The sequence below is a fragment of the Variovorax sp. P4_B10 genome, assembly GCF_056402375.1.
Genome location: NZ_JBFUHN010000018.1, coordinates 38497 through 60147 on the forward strand (window position 1 = coordinate 38497; position 21651 = coordinate 60147).

The 21651-nt window shown below is 69.3% G+C and carries 20 protein-coding genes; 4 read left to right on the forward strand and 16 right to left on the reverse strand.

The features are described from left to right. Window positions 1–25: 25 nt before the first annotated feature. Complete coding sequence (locus AC1DXX_RS11260) at window positions 26–1048, reverse strand: alcohol dehydrogenase catalytic domain-containing protein (RefSeq protein WP_478134267.1); 1023 nt, start codon at window positions 1046–1048, stop codon at window positions 26–28. Between the two features lie 119 nt (window positions 1049–1167). Here AC1DXX_RS11260 and AC1DXX_RS11265 point away from each other — a divergent pair, with 119 nt between their 5' ends. After that, window positions 1168–2094: a LysR family transcriptional regulator gene (locus AC1DXX_RS11265; RefSeq protein WP_478134268.1), complete on the forward strand. Its 927-nt coding sequence runs from the start codon at window positions 1168–1170 to the stop codon at window positions 2092–2094. Here AC1DXX_RS11265 and AC1DXX_RS11270 read toward each other — a convergent pair. From AC1DXX_RS11270 to AC1DXX_RS11335, 14 genes are all read right to left on the reverse strand, one after another. Further along, window positions 2091–3365 (reverse strand): aspartate aminotransferase family protein, encoded by a 1275-nt coding sequence (locus AC1DXX_RS11270; RefSeq protein ID WP_478134269.1) that lies wholly within the window; start codon window positions 3363–3365, stop codon window positions 2091–2093. The genes AC1DXX_RS11265 and AC1DXX_RS11270 overlap by 4 nt on opposite strands. After that, window positions 3358–4434 (reverse strand): phosphotransferase, encoded by a 1077-nt coding sequence (locus AC1DXX_RS11275; RefSeq protein WP_478134270.1) that lies wholly within the window; start codon window positions 4432–4434, stop codon window positions 3358–3360. Before AC1DXX_RS11275 ends, AC1DXX_RS11270 begins: the two co-directional genes overlap by 8 nt. Then, a complete protein-coding gene (locus AC1DXX_RS11280; RefSeq protein WP_478134271.1) occupies window positions 4431–5459 on the reverse strand; it encodes a histone deacetylase family protein in 1029 nt (342 codons plus the stop codon). The genes AC1DXX_RS11275 and AC1DXX_RS11280 overlap by 4 nt, the downstream gene beginning before the upstream one ends. Then, a complete protein-coding gene (locus AC1DXX_RS11285; RefSeq protein ID WP_478134272.1) occupies window positions 5456–6199 on the reverse strand; it encodes a GntR family transcriptional regulator in 744 nt (247 codons plus the stop codon). The genes AC1DXX_RS11280 and AC1DXX_RS11285 overlap by 4 nt, the downstream gene beginning before the upstream one ends. A gap of 14 nt (window positions 6200–6213) precedes the next feature. Then, the gene (locus AC1DXX_RS11290; RefSeq protein WP_478134273.1) at window positions 6214–7128 is read right to left on the reverse strand and encodes a DMT family transporter; all 915 of its coding nucleotides are present in this window, start codon (window positions 7126–7128) and stop codon (window positions 6214–6216) included. Then, window positions 7125–8519, reverse strand: coding sequence for an aspartate aminotransferase family protein (locus AC1DXX_RS11295; protein ID WP_478134274.1), 1395 nt, complete (start codon window positions 8517–8519; stop codon window positions 7125–7127). The genes AC1DXX_RS11290 and AC1DXX_RS11295 overlap by 4 nt, the downstream gene beginning before the upstream one ends. Before the next feature lie 49 nt (window positions 8520–8568). Then, window positions 8569–9507, reverse strand: coding sequence for a 2-hydroxyacid dehydrogenase (locus AC1DXX_RS11300; RefSeq protein ID WP_478134275.1), 939 nt, complete (start codon window positions 9505–9507; stop codon window positions 8569–8571). Further along, complete coding sequence (locus AC1DXX_RS11305) at window positions 9507–11159, reverse strand: ABC transporter ATP-binding protein (protein ID WP_478134276.1); 1653 nt, start codon at window positions 11157–11159, stop codon at window positions 9507–9509. The genes AC1DXX_RS11300 and AC1DXX_RS11305 overlap by 1 nt, the downstream gene beginning before the upstream one ends. After that, on the reverse strand, window positions 11156–11998 hold the full coding sequence (locus tag AC1DXX_RS11310; RefSeq protein ID WP_478134277.1) for an ABC transporter permease: 843 nt from the start codon (window positions 11996–11998) through the stop codon (window positions 11156–11158). Before AC1DXX_RS11310 ends, AC1DXX_RS11305 begins: the two co-directional genes overlap by 4 nt. 2 nt (window positions 11999–12000) lie before the next feature. Continuing rightward, on the reverse strand, window positions 12001–12975 hold the full coding sequence (locus tag AC1DXX_RS11315) for an ABC transporter permease (RefSeq protein WP_478134278.1): 975 nt from the start codon (window positions 12973–12975) through the stop codon (window positions 12001–12003). A gap of 34 nt (window positions 12976–13009) precedes the next feature. Next, on the reverse strand, window positions 13010–14578 hold the full coding sequence (locus AC1DXX_RS11320) for an ABC transporter substrate-binding protein (RefSeq protein ID WP_478134279.1): 1569 nt from the start codon (window positions 14576–14578) through the stop codon (window positions 13010–13012). Between the two features lie 75 nt (window positions 14579–14653). Further along, window positions 14654–15445 carry a class II aldolase/adducin family protein gene (locus AC1DXX_RS11325; RefSeq protein ID WP_478134280.1) on the reverse strand — a complete coding sequence of 264 codons (792 nt, stop codon included), beginning with the start codon at window positions 15443–15445 and terminating at the stop codon, window positions 14654–14656. Between the two features lie 277 nt (window positions 15446–15722). Further along, window positions 15723–16586, reverse strand: a complete 864-nt coding sequence (locus AC1DXX_RS11330) for a pirin family protein (RefSeq protein ID WP_478134281.1) — start codon at window positions 16584–16586, stop codon at window positions 15723–15725. Between the two features lie 35 nt (window positions 16587–16621). Further along, window positions 16622–16996 (reverse strand): DoxX family protein, encoded by a 375-nt coding sequence (locus AC1DXX_RS11335; RefSeq protein WP_478134282.1) that lies wholly within the window; start codon window positions 16994–16996, stop codon window positions 16622–16624. Window positions 16997–17080: 84 nt separating this feature from the next. Between AC1DXX_RS11335 and AC1DXX_RS11340 the strand changes: the two genes are divergently transcribed. Continuing rightward, complete coding sequence (locus AC1DXX_RS11340; RefSeq protein ID WP_478134283.1) at window positions 17081–18010, forward strand: LysR family transcriptional regulator; 930 nt, start codon at window positions 17081–17083, stop codon at window positions 18008–18010. Between the two features lie 37 nt (window positions 18011–18047). Beyond that, complete coding sequence (locus tag AC1DXX_RS11345) at window positions 18048–18524, forward strand: FKBP-type peptidyl-prolyl cis-trans isomerase (protein ID WP_478134284.1); 477 nt, start codon at window positions 18048–18050, stop codon at window positions 18522–18524. A gap of 99 nt (window positions 18525–18623) precedes the next feature. Here AC1DXX_RS11345 and AC1DXX_RS11350 read toward each other — a convergent pair whose 3' ends face one another. Next, window positions 18624–20180, reverse strand: a complete 1557-nt coding sequence (locus AC1DXX_RS11350; protein ID WP_478134285.1) for a CYTH and CHAD domain-containing protein — start codon at window positions 20178–20180, stop codon at window positions 18624–18626. Between the two features lie 42 nt (window positions 20181–20222). Here AC1DXX_RS11350 and AC1DXX_RS11355 point away from each other — a divergent pair, with 42 nt between their 5' ends. Then, complete coding sequence (locus AC1DXX_RS11355) at window positions 20223–21593, forward strand: amidase family protein (protein WP_478134286.1); 1371 nt, start codon at window positions 20223–20225, stop codon at window positions 21591–21593. Window positions 21594–21651 lie beyond the last annotated feature (58 nt).

Below are 21651 nucleotides of genomic sequence, written 5' to 3' on the forward strand. Positions count from 1 at the left end.
GGCGCAGCCCGCCTCCGCGTGCGGCTCAGTGGTTGATCAGCAGGGTTTTCCCGTCTCTGGCCGTCTGCGCCAGGCCCGCGATGGCGGCGGCGAAATCTTCCAGCGGGTGGCGCCGCGCCGGCGCGAGCAGCGCGGGCTGGCTGCGCACCAGTTGCCACAGCGTGTCGCTCGCGGCGGCCATCTGCTGCTGCGTCAGCCGGTTCAGGTAGCCGTCGATGCCGAAGCCCTGCCAGCGCAGGTTGCGGTAGAGCAATGTCGAGGCCTGGATCTCGAAGGGCCGGTCGTCGAGCACGCCGTAGGAAAGCACGGTGGCACCGGGTGCGGTCACGGCGATGAGGTCGAGCGTCGACGGGCCGCCCACGGCGTCGAGCACGGCCTGGAAGCCGCCGGCCGGCGCCACCGCCTGCAGCACCGAGGCCAGCGTGTCGCCGCTCGCCTGCGCAGCGCCGGCATCGGCATCCGTGGCACGCCATGCCCGGTAGCCCGGCGCCGACGTGTCCACGCCGGTGCGGGCCGCGAGCGTGAGCGAATAGCCCTGTGCCACCGCCAGCGCCACCAGCAGGCGCGACACCGCCGACTCGCCCGCCGTGGCCAGCACCTGCGCGCCGCGCGGAATCGACGCCGTGTCGAGGAGGCCCCAGGCGGTCAGCGGGTTGAGCGGAAATTGGCAGGCCAGTTCGTCACCGATGTCGTCCGGCACGGCATACACGCGCGACAGCGGCGCCACGGCGAAATCGGCCCAGGCGCCGGGGCTGCGAAACGCCACGCGCCGGCCGATCCAACCGCCTTCGACACCGGCGCCCACGGCATCGACCACGCCGACGCCATCGAAGCCCCCGACCTGCGGGAACTGCGGCTGCACGCGGTAGCGGCCCGCCACGAAGAGCAGGTCGGCGGGCTGGATGACGCGCGCCGACAAGCGCACGCGAAGCTGCCCCGCCGCAGGCGTGGGCCGCGGCGCGGTGCCCCAGCGCAGCACCTCGGCCGCGTCGCCGGCACGGTCGAAGACAACGGCGTTCATGGAGGGAGCGGAGACGGTCGAGGACATGGCGGGCTTTCCGGGCGGATGAGTGAATGAATGAGCCTTCATTGGATATTCATGCGCGGCTACCAGCAATAGACCAACGTGCACAGCACTCATGCATTCAGCGCACTAAACTGCGCCGCATGGTTTCACCCGCTTCCACCACCGCCGTCGCACTGGAGGCCACGCACCTCGACGAGGTTCTGGCCTTCGTGGCCGTGGCCCGCTCGGGCAGCTTCTCGGCCGCGGCGCGCGGCCTGTCGCGCGATGCCTCGACGGTCTCGCGCCGCATCGCCGCGCTCGAGCGCCGGCTCGGCGTGCGGTTGATCCAGCGCACCACGCGCCAGCTCGCGCTGACCGAGGCCGGCACCGGCTACCTCGCGCGCATGGGGGCGGTGCTCGACGAGATCGTGCTGGCCGACGCCGAGGTGTCCTCGCGCGGCACCCACCCGCAAGGGCTGCTGCGCGTGGCCCTGCCGCGCACCTACGGGCGCATGTGGGTCGCGCCGCTGCTGCCGCGTTTCATGCAGCGGTTTCCACAGGTGCGCATCGATGCGCGCTTCTCCGACCAGTACACCGATCTGGTGGGCGAGGGCTTCGACGTGGCAGTGCGCCTGGGCGCGCTCAAGGACAGCAGCCTGGTGGCGCGCAAGGTGCGCGACGTGCAGCGCCGGCTCTATGCCGCGCCGGCCTACCTGCGCGCGCACGGCGTGCCCTTGATACCGCAAGACCTGCTGCGCCACCGCTGCCTGGGCTTTGCGGGCTACGAGCGTGGCGCCGAATGGGTGCTGCACAGCGGCAAAAGCAAGGTGGCCTTGAACGTGCCGCTCGCGCTGCATTCCGACGACGCGGATTCGCTGATGACCGCCGCCGGCGCAGGCGCCGGCATCGTGCTGGCCACCGACTGGCTGGTGACCGGCCATACCGCCGGCCGCAAGCTGCGGCCGGTGCTTCCGGCATGGGACGTGGGCGAGCGCAGCGCGATCTACGTCGTCACGTCGTCGGCGCGTTTCCTGCCGGCAAAGACGCGCGTCTTCATCGACATGCTGATGGCCGAACTGCCGCGTTAGAGCCCGGCCAGCACCGCGTCGAGCGTGTCGACCAGCAGGTCGGCGTTGGCTTCGGAGAACACCAGCGGCGGGCGGATCTTCAGCGTGTTCGCATGTTCGCCGGTGGCGCTGAGCAGCACCTGCCGCTCGCGCAGCCCGTTGACGACGCGCACCGTTTCCGCGGTGGCGGGCGTGCGCGCGCGGCGGTCCGTCACCAGCTCCAGGCCCACGAACAGGCCGGCACCGCGCACGTCGCCGATCAGCGCGTGGCGCTCGGCGAGCTTCGCGAGCCCGGCGCGCAGATGGCGGCCGACACGCTGCGCATTGGCCATCAGGCCCTCGCGCTCGATCACGTCGAGCACGGCCATGCCGGCGGCCATCGACACCGGGTTGCCGCCGAAGGTGTTGAAGTAGCGGCACTCGCGGCCGAACGCGGCCAGCACCTCCGGGCGCACCGCCAGCCCGGCCAGCGGATGGCCGTTGCCGAGCGGCTTGCCCATGGTCACGATGTCGGGCACCAGGCCCTCGTGGCGCGTGAAGCCCCAGAAGGCATCGCCGGTGCGCCCGAGGCCGGGCTGCACTTCGTCGGCGATGAAGATGCCGCCGGCTTCGCGGATGGCAGCTACAGCCTCATTCAGGAAACCCGCAGGGTCGGTGAAGATGCCGTCGCTCGAGAACACGGTGTCGACCATCAGCGCGGCCGGTTGCAGGCCATGGGCCTGCAGGTCGGCAATGGCGGCGCGCACGCCGGCGGCGAAGGCCTTGCCCTGCTCCTCGGCCGGCACGCGATAGCTGTCCGGCGGCGGCACCGTCCGCACCGCCTTGCCGAGCTGCACGAAGCGCCCGAGCGAGGGCGAGGCCTGCGCGATCGACTCGGTCACGCCGTGGTACGCGAAGCGCGTGACGATCAGGCCTTCGGCCTTGGTGTGGGCCTTGGCGATGCGCATCGCGAGGTCGTTGGCCTCGCTGCCGGTGCAGGTGAACATCGCATGGCCGAGCGCGGGGGGCATGGTGGCCAGCAGGCGCTCGGCGTAGTCGAGCACGCCCTCGTGCAGGTAGCGGGTGTGGGTGTTGAGGACGCCGGCCTGCCGCGCGATGGCCTCCACCACGTGCGGATGGCAGTGCCCCACCGACGCGACGTTGTTGTACGCATCGAGATAACGCTTGCCGTCTGCATCGTCGAGCCACACGCCTTGGCCGCGCACCGGGTGCAGCGGTGCCTCGTAGAACAGGCGGTAGGCCGGGCCAAGCAGGCGCGCGCGGCGCGCCAGGAGCGATTCTTCTTCAGGCATGTTCGTGGCTCTCGTTCATGCCGCAGGCGCGCCGGAACGCGCGGCTGGCGGCGTCGTTGCCGATGCGGTCGCAAGCCTGCAGGCGGGCCCACGACAGCGGGTTGTTGCGCAGCAGATAGGCCGCGTTGTCGGGATGGCGCGCGGCACGCCAGCCGCTGATCGCGACCACCATCACCAGCCGCGCGGTGATGAGCGTGAACAGCACGTCGATCTCTTCGCGCGCCAGCGGCAGCACCGCGTGGTACGCCGCGACGAAGGGCACGATGCCGGCCAGTGCATCGCCCGCCGGATCGAGCTGGTAGGCCGCGGCCACCGCCAGGTCGTCGATCAGCGGTGCACGCACCATGTCGCCGAAATCGAGGACGCCGGCGATGCGGTCGGTGTCGCCGGGGTCGACCAGCACGTTGTAGATGTTGAAGTCGTTGTGGATGGGCTGCGTGCGCAGGCCCGCGAGCACCGGCTTGGCATCGCGCTCGAACCGGTCGAGCGAGCGCTCCGCCAGCGCGCGGCGCGCCGGGTCGGCGATGTGCTGGAGCAGGCCACGCACGCTGTCGGCGCGCTGGATGTCCCAGGGCAGCGCCAGCGCGCCGGCCGGGTGGTCGAAGCCGCGCAGCGCGAGGTCGAGCCGGGCCAGCGTGCGCGCGAGGTTCAGTTGCTGCGTTGAAGTGCGCGGCGCCTCGGGCATGGGCAGGCCCGGCAGGTAGCTGAACAGGCGCGTCACGCGCGGCAGGCCATCGCCCGGGTCGCTCAGGAATGAAGACTGCCCATCGCGCGTGGGCACGATGCGTTGCACCGGCAGTTCCGGATCGGCACCCGCGATATGCAGCAGCGCCTGGGTCTGGAAATCCGCCACCAGCGGCGTTTCGGACGGGTGCGAGATCTTCAGCATGAAGCGCTCGCCGGTGCGTGCCGATTCGAAGCGGTAGTTGCGGTCGCGTTCGCCGGTCAGCGGCCGCATCTCGCCTTCGATGCCGTAGTGGCGCAGCGCGAGTGCGCGCACCCAATCGGCGTCTAGCTCCGGAGAGCCTTCACTCAGCACCTCGTCGTCGAATCCGGCCGCCACTGTCATGCGCCGCCCGCGAAGCCGCGCAGCGCGCTGGCGAGGTTGGGCCCCAGGTCGTCGGACAGGTAGCCGCCTTCCTGCACCAGCACAGTCGGCAGGCCGAGGCCGGCGATCTCGGTGAGCAGCTGCGCGAAGCCAGGCGTCGTGATCTTCATGCCCTTGTAGGGATCGCGCTCGTGCGTGTCCAGGCCCAGCGCCACCACCAGCGCACCGGGCGCGAAGGCGCGGATGCTCTGGCAGGCGTCGCGCAGGGCCGGCAGGTAGCCGTCGATGTCGGTGCCCAGCGCGAGCGGCTTGTTGATGTTGTAGCCCAGGCCCGCGCCCTCGCCGCGCTCGTGCGCGTAGCCGGTGAAGAAGGGCGTGAAGTTGCGCGGATCGCCGTGCAGCGAGATGGTCAGCACGTCGGCACGGCGATAGAAGATGCCCTGCGTGCCGTTGCCGTGGTGCACGTCGATGTCGAGGATGGCCACGCGGTCGTGCGCCGCGCGCAGCTGCTGCGCGGCGATGGCGGTGTTGTTGAGGTAGCAGAAGCCGTTGGCGCGGTCCGCGTACGCATGGTGGCCCGGCGGACGGCACAGCGCATAGGCCGCGTGTTCGCCCTGCAGCACCAGTTGCGCCGCATGCGTGGCCACGTGGGCCGAGGCCACGGCCGCCTCCCAGGTGTGCGCGCCGATGGAACAGGCGTTGTCGCCCATGTGGTAGCCGGCCTGCCCGACCACGCTCTCCGGATAGGAGCAGGGCTCGCCCGGAAAGGGATGGATGTTGGGCATGACCTCGTCGGACGGATCGTCCAGCAGCCGCCAGCGCGCGTACGCCGTCTCCAGGAAGCGCAGGTACTCCGGCGTGTGGATCGCGGCGCGCGGGCCGGGGCCGAAGTCTTCGCCCGCGATGACCTCGTGGCCGTCCTGCTCGACCGCCGACAGCAGACGGAAGGCCCGCTCGGGCTGCTCGTTGCTGCGCTTCAGGCGGCCGCGCACCATGAAGAGCTGCGGGTCGTGGTCCTTGTGCACATCGCTGTAGACGATCTTCATCGCGCGGATCCTTGCGTGGAAGTAGGGGTGGAGGTGGGTTGGGATGCCGTGCCGTGCTGCTTCACGAACAGCGCGCGCACCTGCTGCCACGCATCGTCCAGGTGCTCGCGCATGGCGAGGCGGGACGCATCGACGTCGCGGCTCTCCAGCGCATCGACGATCGGGTAGTGCGTGTTGGCCATCGTCTCGGGGTCGTGGTAGACCGCGTCGATGAGCGCGATGATCATCTGCATCTCGGTCTGCGTGTTCGAGAACATGCGGTGCAGGTGGGCATTGCCCGAGAGCTCGCTGATCAGCGTGTGAAACGCGAGGTCGGTCGCGATGCGCACGTGCTGCGGCTGCGTGGGCGCGTCGCGCACCATGGCATCGACCAGCGCGCGCAGCCGCGCCAGGCCCGCGTCGTCGGCCTTGCGGCAGGCCAGCTCGACCGAGGTCATCTCCAGGCTCAGGCGCACTTCGAACAGGTCGTCGATTTCCTGGACGCTGATGGTGCGCACCGCGAAGCCGTGGCGCGGCCGCGCCACCAGCACGCCCTGGCGTTCGAGCCGGCGCGCGGCCTCGCGCACCGGGGCGCGGCTCACGCCCATGCGGCGCGCGATCTCGGCCTCCACGATGCGGCTGCCGGGCGCGAGATGCCCTTCGACGATGGCGCGGGTCAGCTGCGCCTCGACCAGCCCGACCAGGTCGGGCGCCTCGACGGACTCGAAAACGGCACTGTCGGAAGGGGAGGAGAAAGCCATGTTGTTTTGTCTCGTTATGTGAGAGGAAGCGGGAGGCTATTTTTCACCGGCCGCCGCGCGAGGTAGACGCCCGCCGCCACGATCAATGCAATGCCCGCCATCGCCAGCCCGTCGGGCGGCCTGTGGAACCAGAAGGTGCTGAAGGCCACCGCGAGCAGCAGCTGGAAGTAATTGAGTGGCGCCAGCGTGGCGGCCTCGACGCGCTCGAACGCGGCCAGCAGCAGCCATTGCGCGAGGCCGCTGCAGGCGCCACCCGCGAGCAGCAACAGCACGGCGCCAACGGCGGGCCGCTCGGCCGGCAGGAAGAAGGGCGCGGGCAGCGCCGTGACGACAAGGCACACCACCGCGGTGTAGGCGTACTGCACCGGGCTCGCGACCAGTCCCGCAAGACGTCGCGTGAGCAACTGGAAGATCGCATAGCAAACCGCCGACACCGCCATCAGCACCGTGCCCAGCCACGGCAGGTTGCCACCGGGCCGCACGATCAGCAGCATGCCGGCAAAGCCCACGCTCACCGCCACCCACTGGCTGCGCCGCACCGATTCGCCGACCAGCCACGGCGACAGCGCCACCATCAGCAGCGGCGCTGTGAAGTAGATGGCGGTGGCCTCGGCCAGCGGCATCCAGATCAGCGCCGTCATGAAGCAGGTGGCCACCGTCGCGAGCATGGTGCCGCGCAGCAGCAGCAACTTCTTCTGCGGCGCGCGCCAGATGCGCAGGTCGCCATGGCGCAGCAGCATGGCAAAAGCGATGCAGATCACCGACAGGTAACGCATCACGTTGATGAACGGCGCCGGGTAGAACTGCAGCATGTACTTGCAGAAGGCGTCGTAGCTCGCAAAGGCCATCAGCGCGCAGAAGAACAGCGCGACGCCGGTGCTCTTGGCGCCCGGCGGGCGCAACCCTATGGCGGCGCTTGCCGTGTTCACGCCAGCGAGGCCTCGAAGCGGACCATCGCGCGGTCGAAGCGCTCGAACATCTCGTCGACCTGCGCGGCCGTGATGACGAGCGGCGGGCAGAAGGCCACGGCATCGCCCATGGCGCGCACGATCAGGCCTTCGGCCAGCGCGAGTTCGGCCAGCCGTGCGCCGGCCTTCATCGCCGGATCGAAGGACGTGCGCTTCGCCGGATCGGCTGCGAGTTCGATCGCACCGATCAGGCCCACGCCGCGCACCTCGCCCACATGCGGATGGCCGGCGTAGCGGCGCAGGCCGGCCTGGAACTTCGGTGCCAGCGACTGCACGTGCGCGAGCACCTTTTCGTCTTCGTAGATGCGCAGCGTTTCGAGCGCCACCGCGGCGGTCACCGGATGGCCCGAGTAGGTGAAGCCATGGCCGAAGGTGCCGATCTTTCCGCTGTTGGCGGCCACGGCCGCATGCACCTTCTCGGACACCATGACGGCCGAGATCGGCACATAGCCCGACGACAGGGCCTTGGCGGCCGTGAGGATGTCGGGCCGCAGGCCGAAGGTGGTGGAGCCGAACATCTCGCCGGTGCGGCAGAAGCCGCAGATCACCTCGTCGGCGATCAGCAGCACCTCGTACTTGCGCAGCACGGCCTGCACCTTCTCGAAGTAGGTGGCGGGCGGCACCAGCACGCCGCCGGCGCCCATCACCGGCTCGGCGATGAAGGCGCCCACGGTGTCGGGCCCTTCGGCCAGGATGCGCTGCTCCAGCGCATCGGCCAGCCGGGTGGCGAAGGCCTCTTCGGTTTCGCCGGGCTCGGCGTAGCGGTAGTGGTGCGGACACTCGACGTGCAGGATGCGGTCGATGGGCAGGTCGAAGTCGCGGTGGTTCGTGACGAGGCCGCTCAGGCTGGCCGCCGCCACGGTGACGCCGTGGTACGCATTGCGGCGCGAAATGATCTTCTTCTTGTCAGGCTTGCCGATGGCGTTGTGGTAGTACCAGACCAGCTTGACGGCGGTGTCGTTGGCCTCGGAACCCGAGTTGGCGAAGAACACTTTCGACATCGGCACCGGTGCCATCGACAGCAGCTTTTCGGCGAGCGCGATGGCGGCGGCGTTGGAGCGGTGGTTGAAGGTGTGATAGCAGGGCAGCGTGTGCAGCGCATCGCTGCCGGCCTTGGCCAGGCGCGCATTGCTGAAGCCCAGCGAGACGCACCACAGGCCCGACATCGCTTCCAGGTAGCGGCGGCCCTGGTCGTCCTCCACGAAGACGCCGTCGCCGCGCTCGATCACGAGCGGGTCGACCTGCGGATGCGCCGCGAGATTGGTGAAGGGATGCAGGTGGGCCGCGATGTCGTTGGCGGCGCGCTCGGCATGCGCCGACTGCAGGGCGGAAGCGGGGATGGATGCGTTCATGGGCCTGTCCGTTTTTTTGGGAGGGAATGCGGGAGGAACACCTCGCGGCTCAATAGCCCCGTTCGAGGTCGACGGCCGTGCGCGGCCGCTCCCCGCGCTGCAGCAGCGCGAGGTTGTGGAGCGTCTGCTGCGCGATCACCGACACGTCGGTGCGGGTGGCGATGTGCGGCGTGACCAGGATGCGCGGGTCGCCCCAGAAGGGATGGTCCGGCGGCAGCGGCTCCTGCGTGAAGGCGTCAAGCGTGGCCGCGGACAGCGCGCCGCGGTCGAGCGCGCGCAGCAGGTCGGCTTCGACCAGGTGCGCGCCGCGTCCGACGTTGATCAGGTGCGCGCCGCGCGGCAACCGTGCGAACAGGTCGGCGTCGAGAAAGCCCTGCGTCTGCGGCGTGAGCGGCAGCAGGCACACCAGCGTGTCGCAGCCCGAGAGGAATTCATCGAGCTGCGCATCGCCGTGAAAGCCCGCGACACCCGGCGGCAGATCGGCCTTGGCACTGCGGCTCCAGCCGCGCACCGAGTAGCCGATGCCGGCCAATGCCTCGGCGCAGGCCAGCCCCAAAGTACCGAGCCCAGCGATACCGACGCGGTGGCGCCCCGGCGGACTCATCGTCTGCTCCCGCCACGCGCCGACGGCCGCGCTCGCCAGGTAAACCGGCATCTGCCGCTGCTGGTGGATCACGGCCCAGCACACGTACGCCCTCATGCCGGTGGCCATCTCGGGATCGACGATGCGGCACAGCGGTAGCGCGCGCGGCAACTGTGGGTCGGCCGTGATGTGGTCGACACCGGCGGCCAGCGATTGCACCAGCTGCAGTTGCGGCAGCTGCGCGAGCAGGCCGTGCGGGGGATACCAGCAGACGGCCGCATCGATCTGGTCGAGCGGGCCGAGGTCTTTGCCCAGACGCAGGTCGATGTCGGGACAGTGCTCGCGGAATGCGGGCGCGAGGTAATGCATGTCGAGCACATCGCTCAGGAGCGCGACACAGGGCATCAGGCCACCTTCGCCTGTGTGTCGGCCTGCCCCGCAAGACGCGGCACCGCGTCGATCAGCTTGCGCGTGTAGGCATGCTGCGGATCGTTCAGCACCTTCTGCGTTTCGCCGTACTCCACGACCTCGCCGCGCTGCATCACCGCGATGCGGTCGCACATCTGGCCGGCCACGCGCAGGTCGTGCGTGATGAACACCATCGCGAGCTGGAACTGCTCGCGCACCTGGGCAAAAAGCTCCAGCACCTGCGCCTGCACCGACACGTCGAGCGCCGACACCGGCTCGTCGGCCACCAGCAGTTCGGGCTGCATCGCGAGCGCGCGGGCAATGCCGATGCGCTGGCGCTGCCCGCCCGAGAACTCGTGCGGATAGCGCTGCGCCGCATCGGCGCCCAGGCCCACGAGCTTCAGCAATTCCATGGCGCGCGCCATCGCCTCGGTCTTGCTCACGCCCTGCGCAATCGGCCCACCCGCGATGGCCGCGCCCACGCGGTGGCGCGGGTTGAGCGAGGCATACGGGTCCTGGAACACCATCTGGATCTTGCCGGCCACGCCGCGCCGGAAGTTCTTGCCCTGCGCGAGCGTGCGGCCCTTGAAGATGATGCGGCCGCTGTCGAAGGGCGCGAGCCCCACCAGGCAGCGCCCGACGCTCGACTTGCCCGAGCCCGATTCACCCACCAGCCCCAGCGTTTCGCCGCGGTGCAGTTCGAAGTTGATGTCCTTGGCGGCCTGCACCGCGCGGCCGCGCTTGAACAGGCCGCCGCTCGAACGGTAGGTCTTGCACAGGTCCTGCACCTGCAGCACGCGGGTCAGGTCGTCGTGCGGCACGGTCTGAGCCTGCCCGTCGGGAATGGCGGCGATGAGCTTGCGCGTGTAGGGATGCTGCGGCGCACTGAGCACCTGCGCAGCGGACCCAGACTCGACCACGTGGCCCGTTTGCATGACCACCACGTGGTCGGCGATTTCGGAGACCACGCCGAAGTCGTGCGTGATGAAGAGCACGGCCGTGCCGCGGCGCTGCTGCAGCTCGCGGATGAGCTTCAGGATCTGCGCCTGCGTGGTGACGTCGAGCGCGGTGGTTGGCTCGTCGGCGATCAGCAGCACGGGCTCGAGTACCAGTGCGCAGGCGATCATCACGCGCTGGCGTTGGCCGCCCGAAAGTCGGAAGGGGTAGGCGTCGATCAGCAGCTCGGGGTCGGGCAGGCCCACGTCGGCCAGCGCGGCGAGGATGCGGCGGCGCTTCTCGGCCGCGGGCACGCTGCCGTGTGCATCGAACACTTCGCCGATCTGCTCGCCGATGCGCATCACGGGGTTCAACGCGGTCATCGGCTCCTGGAACACCATGCCGATGCGCCGCCCGCGCAGCTCGCGCATCTGCGGTTCGGTGAGTTGCAGCAGGTCGTGGCCGTCGAACAGGATGCGGCCCGCCACCGGCGCCACGTGCGGGCGCGGCAAGAGGCCCATGACCGCGTTGGCGATCATCGACTTGCCCGAACCCGATTCGCCGACCACGCACAGCGTCTGGCCCGGCATCACAGACAGCGTGGCGCCTTCGACGGCCAGCGCGCGGTCGGCGCCCGCGGGCAGCGAGATGCTCAGGTCTGCGATTTCGAGAACGGGGTGCAAGGGCTTCATCGGCGTCACGGTGGCGTTCATTTGCCTCTCCCGTCGAGCCGCGTGTTCAGGCCGTCGCTCAGGCCTTCGCCCACGAGGTTGAGCGCGAGCACCGTCAGCACGATGGCCAGGCCGGGGAACAGCGCCATCCACCAGGCCTGGCGCAGCACGGTGCGCGCTGCGCCGACCATGTAGCCCCAGCTCATCTGGTTCGGGTCGCCGAGGCCCAGGAAGCTCAGGCTGCTCTCGAGCAGGATGGCCGTGGCCACCATCAGCGAGGCCATCACGATGATGGGCGACATGGCGTTGGGCAATATCTGCGTGAGGATGATGCGTGGCGTCGACTGCCCCGCGAGCAGCGCGGCCTGCACGAAGTCGCGCTGGCGCAGCGTGAGGAACTCGCTGCGCACCAGCCGCGCGACCGGCGGCCACGAAACGATCGCAATGGCCACGACGATCGACTTGATCGAGGGCTCGAAGATCGCCACCAGCACGATCGCCAGCGCAAAGCTGGGCACCGCCTGGAACAGCTCGGTGAATCGCATCAGCGCCGCATCGATCCAGCCGCCGAAGTAGCCGGCCACCGCGCCCAGCGTGACGCCGATCAGCAGCGCCACGAGCGTGGACACCACGCCGATCAGCAGCGATACGCGCGCGCCATAGACGAGGCCCGAGAGAATGTCGCGCCCCAGTGTGTCGGTGCCCATCAGGAAGCCGGGTTCGGTCCACGGCCGCACGAAGGGCTGCTCCACCATGGCCCAGGGGTCGTTGGTGGCAAGCCAGGGGCCGAGCAGCGCGACCGCGGCCACGATCAGCAGCACGACCATGCCGGCCACTGCCCCTTTGTTGCGGCGGAAGCGCCGCCAGAAAGGACTGTTCATCGTCATGTCAGTTCGATCCGTGGGTCGACCAGCGTGTAGACGAGGTCGGTGATGAGATTGAAGAGCACCGCCATTGCCGCCGTCACCAAGAAGGCGCCGAGCAGCAAGCTGTAGTCGCGCTGCAGCAGTGCGTCGAACATGAGGCGGCCGATGCCGGGCCAGGCGAACACGGTCTCGGTGAGCACGGCGCCGCCGATCATCCCGCCGGCCTGGATGCCCGCGAGCGTGACCACCGGCAGCAGCGCGTTGCGCAGCACGTGGGCGCGCAGGATGCGACCAGGCCGCACGCCCTTGGCGCGCGCCGTCTTCACGAAGTCCATCTGCGCCACCTCGAGCATCGCGGCGCGCGTCATGCGTGCGTAGACGGCCATGTAGAACAGCGCGAGCGTGAGCGCCGGCAGCACCAGGTGCTTGGCCACGTCGAGCGCGAGCGCGAAGCCGGTGGCGCCCGAGCCCACGGTCGAGAGGCCGAAGCCCGGCAGCCATTCGAGCTGCACCGTGAACACCAGCACCGCCATCAGCGCGAGCCAGTAGAGCGGCGTGGCATAGAACAGCAGCGCCACCACGGTGATGCCGCTGTCGACCCAGGTGCCCGCGCGCCGCGCCGACAACGCACCGAGCGTGATGCCGAACAGCAGCGAGAGCACGAAGGCCGTGCCGGTGAGCAGCAGCGTGGCGGGCAGCCGGTCCATGATGAGCTTCAAGACCGGCTGCTGCTGGCGGTACGAGTAGCCGAGGTCGAGCTGCACCACCTTGCCGACGTAGGTGGCGAGCTGCGTCGACAGCGGCTGGTCGAGCCCGAACTGCGCGCGCAGCTGCGCGACGAACTGCGGATCGGACGCGCCGGCCTCGCCGGCCAGCACCGACACCGGATCGCCCGGCGCGGCGCGCACCAGCATGAAGTTGACCGTGGCGATCAGTAGGATCGCCACCAAGCCCTGCAGCACGCGGGTGAGCATGAACTGCGTGCGTTTCATCGGCGGCTCCTTGGTTGCGCGTGCAGGCTTGCCGTCATGCGACCGACGCAGTGCCGAGGCTGTCGTTCAGGCCAATGCCCGAGCTGATGATGTTGCTCAGCTTGCTGCGGTAGAGCGTCGGGAAGTTGAGCTCCAGCATCCAGGCCACCGGCACCTCGTCGAGCAGGATCTTCTGCGCCTGCAGGTAGATGGCCTTGCGCTTCTCGGGATCGGTCTCGCGCGCGCCCGAATCGAACAGCTCGTCGACCTTCGGGTTCGAATAGCCCTCGACGTTGTTGAAGGGCGAGCCCTTGGCGATGTTGGCGGTGGTGTAGTTGCGCGCCACGCCCAGCGCCGGGTCGCCGTACTGGTAGACGTAAGTGAAGGCGAGGTCGTAGTCCCAGTCGTTGAGGCGCTGGTTCCAGCCGGCCACGTCGGTGGCGGTCATCTCGACCTTGATGCCGGCCTGCGCCAGGTTCTGCTTGAGGATCTCGGCCTGCCGCGACCAGGTCTCGCCATAAGGCAGCGGCAGCAGCCGCAGCGTCTCGCCCTTGTAGCCCGATTCGGCGAGCAGCTTCTTGGCCGTCTCGATGTTGCGCGGATACTTGGCGACGTCGGTGCTGTAGAACTTGATGTTGCTGTTGAAGGGGCCGGTCGCCGGCTTGGCAAAGCCCTGCCATGCGATCTTGGCCATGGCCTCGCGGTCGATGGCGAACATCACGGCCTGGCGAAACTTGACGTTGTCCATCGGCGCCTTGCGGTTGTTCAGCCACAGCCACGAATGCGGCGCGAAGAACTCCCAGCCCTTGGTCGTGACCGCGACGCCCGGCAGCTTGGACAGGCGCAGCACGTCGAAGTATTCGACGGCGCCGCCGGGCACCAGGTCGACCTTGCCCGACTCGAAGGCCGCCGCGCGCGAGGCCGCATCGGGAATGACGTGGAAGTACACGCTCTCGACCAGCGGCACGTCCTTGACGTGGTACTTGTCGTTGGCCACGAGTTGGATGTACGAGCCCTTGACCCACTCCTTGAACTTGAACGGCCCGGTGCCGATGGGCGTGGCGTTGGCGGGATTGGTCGCGAAGTCGGTGCCGTCGTAGATGTGCTTCGGGATCATCGGCATGCTGCCGACCTCGAAGATGCCGATGAACGGGCCGAAGGGGTACTTGAGCTTGAACTCGACCGTCAGCGGATCGATGGCCTTGATGCTCTCGACCGAGGCCAGGTTGGCCCGCAGGCGCGCATGCGTCTTGCGCAGGAACACGTCGGCCGAGAACACCACGTCGGCCGAGGTGAAGGGCTTGCCGTCATGCCAGGTGACGCCGGGCTTGAGCTTGAAGGTGTAGAGCGTGCCTTCCTTGTTGACGGTCCACGAAGTGGCCAGCGAGGGCAGCGGGGTGATCTTCTCGTCGTAGCGCAGCAGGCCTTCGTAGATGTTCCCGGAGATCATCTGCGTCGGGCCGTTCTGCGTGATGCCCAGCATCAGCCCCGGCGGCTCGGGCTGGACGACGGCGTTGATCACGCCGCCCTTTTTGCCCGCGGCCAAAAGGTGGAGGGGAACGCCGGCCAGCGTCAGGCCGGCGGTGGCAGCGGCACCCATCTGGATGAGGTTGCGACGTTTCATGAGGGCGAACTCCTTCTGGCTCTTTCGAGGTGGTGGACAGGGTCAGGGGACGGGAGGGAAAAACGAGGGAACGGGTCAGTCGCGGAACGAGGTCGCGGGTGCGGGCTCGATCCGCTGCAGCATCGCGCGCCATTCGCGCGCGTTCGGGTCGGAGTGGCCGGGCAGGTTGCTGCCGCCGCCGGCTTCGTACTGCTGCGCGGTCTTTTCGCAGACCTCGGCCGGCACCGGGTACACCGGCAGGCCGCTCGACTGGATGGCCACCTGCACGCGGCAGGCGCGCTCCAGGTTCAGCATCAGGATGAAGGCTTCCGACACCGTGCGGCCCAGCGTGACGAGGCCGTGGTTGCGCAGGATGAGCGCACGGGCCGTCGGGCCCAGGTCGGCCACCAGGCGCTCGCGCTCCTCGGGGTCGAGCGCGATGCCCTCGAAGTCGTGATAGACCACGCGCTGATAAAACTGCAGCGCCCACTGGTTGCAGGGCTGCAGCCCGCCGGCGAGCGACGACACCGCCACGCCCGCCACCGTGTGCGTGTGCAGCACGCAGGCCGCGTCGTGGCGCGCCGCATGCACGGCGCTGTGGATGGTGAAGCCGGCCGGGTTCACGTCGTGGGGCGAGTCGTCGAGGATGCGGCCCTCCAGGTCGATCTTGACCAGCGACGAGGCCGTGATGTCGCGGAACAGCATCCCGAAGGGGTTGATCAGGAACTGGTCTTCGGTTCCCGGCACACGCGCGGAGATGTGCGTGTAGATGCTGTCGTCCATGCCGTAGTGCGCCACCAGCCGGTAGGCCGCGGCCAGGTCTTCGCGGACCTGGCGCTCGGCGTCGGAAACGGGTGGGGCCTTGCGGTCCACTGCGTGCAATTGCATATCGCGTTCCTTTGTCAGGCCCGACGGGAAGTCGCCGGCGCCTTGTTCGGGTTCATCGGATCGACTTTGTAAACTGTCGACAGTTGACCCGCGACAGTCTTAAGCAATATGCAGGCCCGCGTGATGGGGTAAGCCCTTGGGTGGGGCGCCGGAGGACGGAAAAGTGGCGCCGTGCAAGGCGCGGAGCGCCAAAACGCCAAGGGCGCGCACTTTCAAGTGCGCGCCCTTGGCGTGGCCGGAAGCGGCCGGTCGTGCGCCCGGGCGCACCGATGAAGTGCTAGGCCAGGCGCCCTTCCTGGCGCAGCCGTGCACCGATGCGCCGGATCTCGGCCTCGCCCTGGTCGAGCGTCGCCTTGCTCGTGTGGACCGAGTAATGGCCCATCACCAGCTCGTGCGGGTGCTTCACCGCCGAACCCAGCACGAAGGACACGTCGCCCTGCGCCACGAAATCCACGGCCTCGCCGGATTCCTCGAACACCGCCAGCTCGCCGGTGCCGATCGGCCCACCCGTGCTGTCGCCCGCATCGAGCCGGCCCGCGTTGACCGCGACCCAGCCCACCGTGTGGCCGGCGGGCGGCGTGTAGCGCCAGTGCTCGCCATCCTTCAGCTGCACGGCCAGGTAGTTCATCGGGGCCGGCGCCGGAATGGCGCTCTGCGCCGCGCCGTAGCGCCCGAGCAGCACGCGCGCCGGGCCTTCCTGCGGCACCTGCGAGGGCGCGAGGTAGATGCTCTGGGCGGGCGCGTTTTCCTCCGAAGCCGGCAGGGCCACCCACAACTGGAAGCCCCGCACGCGCTTCACGCCGGGTGCTGGCGCGCCGGTGTGCCACACGCCGTTGCCGGCGCGCATCCACTCGACGCCGCCGCCCCGCAGCACGCCCTGTTCGCCGGTCGTGTCTTCGTACAGCGTGTCGCCTTCGATCAGCCAGGTCAGCGTGGCGATGCCCGAGTGCGGGTGCATGCCGAAGCCCTTGTGGCCGCCGCCAACGTCGAAGCCGAACAGGTCGAGGAACACGAAAGGCTTGAGGAATTCGCCCAGGTCGCCCGGGCTCATGAGCCGCGTGATCGGCCCGTGCTGCGAGCCGCGCGTGCGGTAGACGATGGCGCGGGCTTCGGTGGTGACTGCGGCGGTTGCGGTGGTCATGGGGTACTCCTGAATGAGGGATGGGGAAGAGGCGATCAAGCCGCCGCGGCAACCGGCCGCAGGCGCCAGGCCACGAAGGCCGACAGCCCCGTGAGCACGATGGCCGGTGCGGGATTGCCGCCGATCAGCACGAGGTGCGTGGCCACGGCAAAGACCATGGTCACGGCCAGCAGCAGGCCGCCGAGGAAGCCGGTCGCCGGCACGAGCAGCAGCAGCGCGCCGCCCACCTCGACCACGCCCGTCACGTAGCGGAACCACTGGCCGAAGCCGATCGCCTCGAACACCTGGACCATCTGCGGCACGCCGGCCAGTTTGGAAAAACCGGCCGCGCCGAAAGCCAGCGCCAGAAGGATGCGAACGCCCCAGACGACGCGGCGCTGGGTCGGGGAGATAGAGGATGAGGAAGTCATGGGTACAAGGTTAGGGCCGCCCCCATTGATCGACTAGACGGTAGAGTCGGATTGCACTCGTCCATGAATAGAAGGAATCTCGCCATGCTCGACCTCAACGACATCGCCATGTTCGTGCAGGTGGTGCGCCACGGCAGCTTTGCCGAAGCGGGCCGCCGGCTGGGCCTGCCGCCCAACACCGTGAGCCGGCGCATCCAGCAGCTCGAGGCGCAGCTCGGCACGCGGCTGATGCAGCGCTCCACCCGCAAGCTCACGCTCACCAGCGCCGGGCAGGCTTTTCACGAGCGCTGCGCGGGTGCGGTCGACGGGCTGGTCGAAGCCGGACAGGCGCTGATCACCGGCAGCCAGGAACCCAGCGGCCTCGTGCGCGTGGCGGCGACCGCCGACTTCTTCGATTTCTTCCCGATGGAATGGGTGGCCGACTTCCTGGCCGCGCACCCGCTGGTGCGCGTCGACTTCGTGCTCAGCGACGCCAAGGCCGACCTGATCGCCGATCAGATCGACGTCGCCTTTCGCGGCGGGGCGTTGCCCGATTCAGGCTATGTCGCCCGCAAGCTCCTCGGCCCCCGCACCGACGGCATGGTGGCCAGCCCCGCGTACATCGCCGCGCGCGGCGCCCCCGCCACGCTGCAGGACCTGGCAGACCACGACTGCGTGACCGCCGCGCACCCCAGCGGCCGCGCCACCTGGCGCGTGACCGGGCCCGACGGGGCGGAAGAGGAAGTGCAGGTCTCCGGGCGCTTCAGCGGCAACACCGCGCAAGCGCTGCGCAAGGCGGCACTGGCCGGCCTTGGCATCGCGCTGCTGCCGCCGGCCATGGGCAGGCTGGACGTGGAGGCCGGCCGGCTCGTGCCGGTGCTGCCGCAGTACCAGCGCACGGGGCAGGGGCTGAGCGTGCTGTATCCGAGCCGGCGGCAGCTGCCGCTGGCGGTGTCGGCGTTTGTCGGGTTGGTGATGGAGAAGCTGAGTACGGTGGAGGCGTTGCCGGAGGTGTTGCGGCCGGGGAAGACCTAGCCTCAACGGCTTATCGATTTCCACAGAAAATGCCCCCATGAAAATCGAAAAAGACACCGTCGTCACCCTCAAGTACAAAGTCGCCGACGCCCAGGGCAAGCTCATCGAAGCCAGCCCCGAGCCGATGGCCTACCTGCATGGCGGTTACGAGAACACCCTCCCCAAGATCGAGGAAGCGCTCGACGGCAAGGCAAAGGGCTTCCAGACCACGCTGAACCTCGCACCCGAAGACGCCTTCGGCCTGCGCGACGAGGCGCTGGTGCGCAGCATTCCCAAGACCGACTTCCCGCCGGGCGTGAAGGTGGGCGGGCAACTGCAGGGGCGGCTCGACGATGGCACCGAACACGTTTTCACCGTGACGAAGATCAAGGGCCCGGTCGTGCTGCTCGACGGCAACCATCCGTGGGCCGGCAAGGCGCTGAAGTTCAGCCTTCAGGTGACGGACGTGCGCGCGGCGCTGCCGGTGGAGATCGAGCACCGGCATGTGCATGGTGCGCACGGGCACCATCACTGAAAAAAGAAGCTGCCAGAGGCCTGCCGGCGGCGCTTCGGGCATCGGCTCGACGGGACTGTTCGCCAGCACGCGGGCGGCCGCCTCGTCGGCGATGAATGACTATTTCTTCCAGAACGTGGCCGCCTTCTCGATCTTGCCCAGCGCCTTGCGGCACGCCTTCGCGCCCGCCGCATGCCTTGCGCTGAACCAGCCCACCGCAAACCACGCCCGCGCATCGCGTTCCGTGGCCTCGCGGTAGAGCGCGAGCGCCACTGCTTCGTCGTTGAACTCGCCCAGCGCGTCCTGCGCAGGACGCAGGTGCTCAAGGTAGCGCTCGGCGGCTGACGACGGCTTTCCATCCCCATCGGCGAACAGCGGCGCGACGAACTCGGCGAGGTAGCGCAGGCGCTTGAGCCGCTTGCGCACGCGGTGTTGGCTCTCCGTCGGCAGGGACTCGAAGCGCCGGCCGTCGCGCACCGTCTGCTTGTGCAGGCGTTGAAGGCGCTTGCGCAGGATGCGGCGGGCGTCGTGGGCCTTCGGCTCGGCTTCCACAGGCGTTGCCGCAGTGAAACCGATCAGCGAGACCAGCGCCGACTGGAAGGCCGGCGCACGCACGACCTCGCCGGGCGACGGTACGTCGGCCGCCGCATCGTCGCTCGCCAGCGGATCGAATTCAGGCGCGCCCGCCCCGCGCAATTGCGGCTGCGCCAGCTTCACCACCTGCTCGCGGTCGCGCAGGGCGCCAAGCGCTCGGAAGGCATCGACCAGCGGCGGCTCCCACGCGGCCGCGTCGAAGAGGCCGGGGCTCGTGTCGAGTCCCGCCAGTTCGCGCAGCGCCGTGCGCAGGCGGCGGATGCCGATGCGCAGTTGATGGATCTGCTCTTCATCGGTGCTGCCCGCCGCGATCTCGCTGGCGTTGGGCAGCATCTGCGCCAGGCAGGATGCCACCACGGCCTGCTGGATGGCGCGGCCGTCGAGCTTGTGGTCTTTCTCGTCGGGGAAGCGGGGCGTCTCGGCCTTCACGGCCGGCACCACCTCGAGCTTCGCCAGCAGGCGCGCGCCACGCTCAGCCTTGGACACGGTGCTGAACCACAGGCCGTGCTGCTGCGACCAGCGGCGCGCGAGCAAGACCAGGCCCTGCACGTCGCCGCGCTTGAGTTCGAGCTCCAGTTCGCACACGGGCGATTCGCACCGGTCGGGCGTCCCCGCATGGGCGACGACCTTGCCGACGTCGAGCGCCAGCTCCGCCACGGCGGCGCCGGCTCCCGTGGTGCGCACGTCGCGCGTGAGCCGCACGATGTCGGTGGACTGGCGCTCGACCAGCGGCGCGCCGCTCGCGGCCAGCACCTTGGCGAGCCGGTCGCCCACGGGCGTGCCCTGGTGGCGTTGCGGGTCGATGACCGGCGATGCGCTGCCCGCGGTGACACCAAGGTCGACGTTGTGTTCCAGCCGGTGCAGCGCGTTGTCGCCCGTCGCTTTGACGGTCTGCACCCAGCGCCGCCCCTCCTTGCGCAGCCGCAGCATGATGCCTTGGGCGGCCAGCGCCTGGTCGGCGGTGTCGAAATAGCGCGCCTGCAGACGCGTGCGGACGACGGTACCGCGCCGCAGAGCGGCCTCGACGGCCTTCAGGCGCCCTGCGGGAATGTGAAACTTGAACTCGATTTCCATGGGGGCCATGATGCCCCGTCTTTCAAGGACGCAGTGGAAGGAAAGCTCGCCATGACCATGCTCGATCCCACCGCCTTGCTGGCCGCTGGCGCCGTACAGTCGGCCAAGGCACTCGCCGCCAAACAGGTGAGCGGAGTGGAACTGTGCGAAGCCGCCATCGCCCGCATCGAGGCGCTCGACGGCCCGCTCAATGCAGTGGTGGTGCGCGATTTCGACCGCGCACGCCGCCAGGCGGCCGAAGCCGATGCGGCCCTCGCGCGTGGAGAACGCCGGCCGCTGCTGGGCGTGCCGATGACGGTGAAAGAGGCCTTCAACGTCGCCGGCCTGCCGACCAGCTGGGGCCTGCCGCCGTTCCGCGATTTCGTGCCGCAGCAGGACGCAGTGGCCGTGCAGCGCCTCAAGGCGGCGGGCGCGGTGATCCTCGGCAAGACCAACGTGCCGACGGCGCTGGCCGACTGGCAGTGCGCCAACCCGGTCTATGGCCGCACGGTGCACCCGCTCGACCCGAAGCGCACGCCGGGCGGTTCGTCGGGCGGCGCCGCGGTGGCGGTGGCCACGGGCATGGTGGCGCTGGAGATGGGCTCCGACCTGATGGGTTCGCTGCGCATTCCCGCGGGCTTCTGCGGCGTGTACGCGCACAAGCCGAGCCATGGCCTGCTGCCGGTGCGCGGCTTCGCGTTTCCGGGCACCGAAGAGGCGCCGGCCGGGCTGCCCTCGGTGATCGGGCCGATCGGCCATGGCGCGGACGACCTTTCGCTGGCGCTCGATGTGCTGGCCGGGCCCGATGCGGCGCATGTCGCGGAAGGCCGCTTCGCTCTACCCCCGCCGCGCCACACGGCTGCGAAGGAGTGGCGCGTGCTCGTGGTGACGGCGCATCCGCAGGCCGCCGTGGCCGCCGACGTGCGCGCGGCGGTCGAAGGAGCCGGGCAGCGGCTGGCGAAGGCGGGCGCTTCGGTGGCCCACGAATCCGGCCTGCTGCCTGACCTGGCCGAGATCGGCGACACCTACAACCAGATCGTCCAGACCGTGCTCGCACATGCCGAGCCGAGCGGCCAGTCGCCACTCTCGCTGCGCGCCTGGTTCGACCTGCTCGCCACGCGCACCCGCATCCGGGCACAGCTGCGAGCGCTGTTCGCCCGGTTCGACGCGGTGCTGTGCCCGGTATTCGGCTGCGCTGCCTTCGAGCACGTGACCGAGCTGGACTGGGATAAGCGCATGCTCACTATCGACGGAAAGCCCACGCCATATGGTGCACAAGGCGCCTGGGTCGGCCTGGCAAGCCTGGGCGGACTGCCGGCCACGGTCGCCCCTGCAGGCTTCACGGCAGACGGCCTGCCCCTTGGCGTGCAAATCGTCGGTCCCTACTTCGAAGACCGCAGCACCATCGCCCTGGCCCATCTGCTGGCAAGAACCGAGGCTTGAAAAAATAATGTGGACGCCGTCCATTTTCTTTGGTATCTTTTGTGGACGGTGTACACAA

Bases quoted from the DNA above. Each gene is read 5' to 3' on its own strand.
- AC1DXX_RS11260 (WP_478134267.1), bottom strand. From the start codon at position 1,048: ATGTCCTCGACCGTCTCCGCTCCCTCCATGAACGCCGTTGTCTTCGAC.
- AC1DXX_RS11265 (WP_478134268.1), top strand. From the start codon at position 1,168: ATGGTTTCACCCGCTTCCACCACCGCCGTCGCACTGGAGGCCACGCAC.
- AC1DXX_RS11270 (WP_478134269.1), bottom strand. From the start codon at position 3,365: ATGCCTGAAGAAGAATCGCTCCTGGCGCGCCGCGCGCGCCTGCTTGGC.
- AC1DXX_RS11275 (WP_478134270.1), bottom strand. From the start codon at position 4,434: ATGACAGTGGCGGCCGGATTCGACGACGAGGTGCTGAGTGAAGGCTCT.
- AC1DXX_RS11280 (WP_478134271.1), bottom strand. From the start codon at position 5,459: ATGAAGATCGTCTACAGCGATGTGCACAAGGACCACGACCCGCAGCTC.
- AC1DXX_RS11285 (WP_478134272.1), bottom strand. From the start codon at position 6,199: ATGGCTTTCTCCTCCCCTTCCGACAGTGCCGTTTTCGAGTCCGTCGAG.
- AC1DXX_RS11295 (WP_478134274.1), bottom strand. From the start codon at position 8,519: ATGAACGCATCCATCCCCGCTTCCGCCCTGCAGTCGGCGCATGCCGAG.
- AC1DXX_RS11300 (WP_478134275.1), bottom strand. From the start codon at position 9,507: ATGCCCTGTGTCGCGCTCCTGAGCGATGTGCTCGACATGCATTACCTC.
- AC1DXX_RS11305 (WP_478134276.1), bottom strand. From the start codon at position 11,159: ATGAACGCCACCGTGACGCCGATGAAGCCCTTGCACCCCGTTCTCGAA.
- AC1DXX_RS11310 (WP_478134277.1), bottom strand. From the start codon at position 11,998: ATGAACAGTCCTTTCTGGCGGCGCTTCCGCCGCAACAAAGGGGCAGTG.
- AC1DXX_RS11315 (WP_478134278.1), bottom strand. From the start codon at position 12,975: ATGAAACGCACGCAGTTCATGCTCACCCGCGTGCTGCAGGGCTTGGTG.
- AC1DXX_RS11320 (WP_478134279.1), bottom strand. From the start codon at position 14,578: ATGAAACGTCGCAACCTCATCCAGATGGGTGCCGCTGCCACCGCCGGC.
- AC1DXX_RS11325 (WP_478134280.1), bottom strand. From the start codon at position 15,445: ATGCAATTGCACGCAGTGGACCGCAAGGCCCCACCCGTTTCCGACGCC.
- AC1DXX_RS11330 (WP_478134281.1), bottom strand. From the start codon at position 16,586: ATGACCACCGCAACCGCCGCAGTCACCACCGAAGCCCGCGCCATCGTC.
- AC1DXX_RS11335 (WP_478134282.1), bottom strand. From the start codon at position 16,996: ATGACTTCCTCATCCTCTATCTCCCCGACCCAGCGCCGCGTCGTCTGG.
- AC1DXX_RS11340 (WP_478134283.1), top strand. From the start codon at position 17,081: ATGCTCGACCTCAACGACATCGCCATGTTCGTGCAGGTGGTGCGCCAC.
- AC1DXX_RS11345 (WP_478134284.1), top strand. From the start codon at position 18,048: ATGAAAATCGAAAAAGACACCGTCGTCACCCTCAAGTACAAAGTCGCC.
- AC1DXX_RS11350 (WP_478134285.1), bottom strand. From the start codon at position 20,180: ATGGCCCCCATGGAAATCGAGTTCAAGTTTCACATTCCCGCAGGGCGC.
- AC1DXX_RS11355 (WP_478134286.1), top strand. From the start codon at position 20,223: ATGACCATGCTCGATCCCACCGCCTTGCTGGCCGCTGGCGCCGTACAG.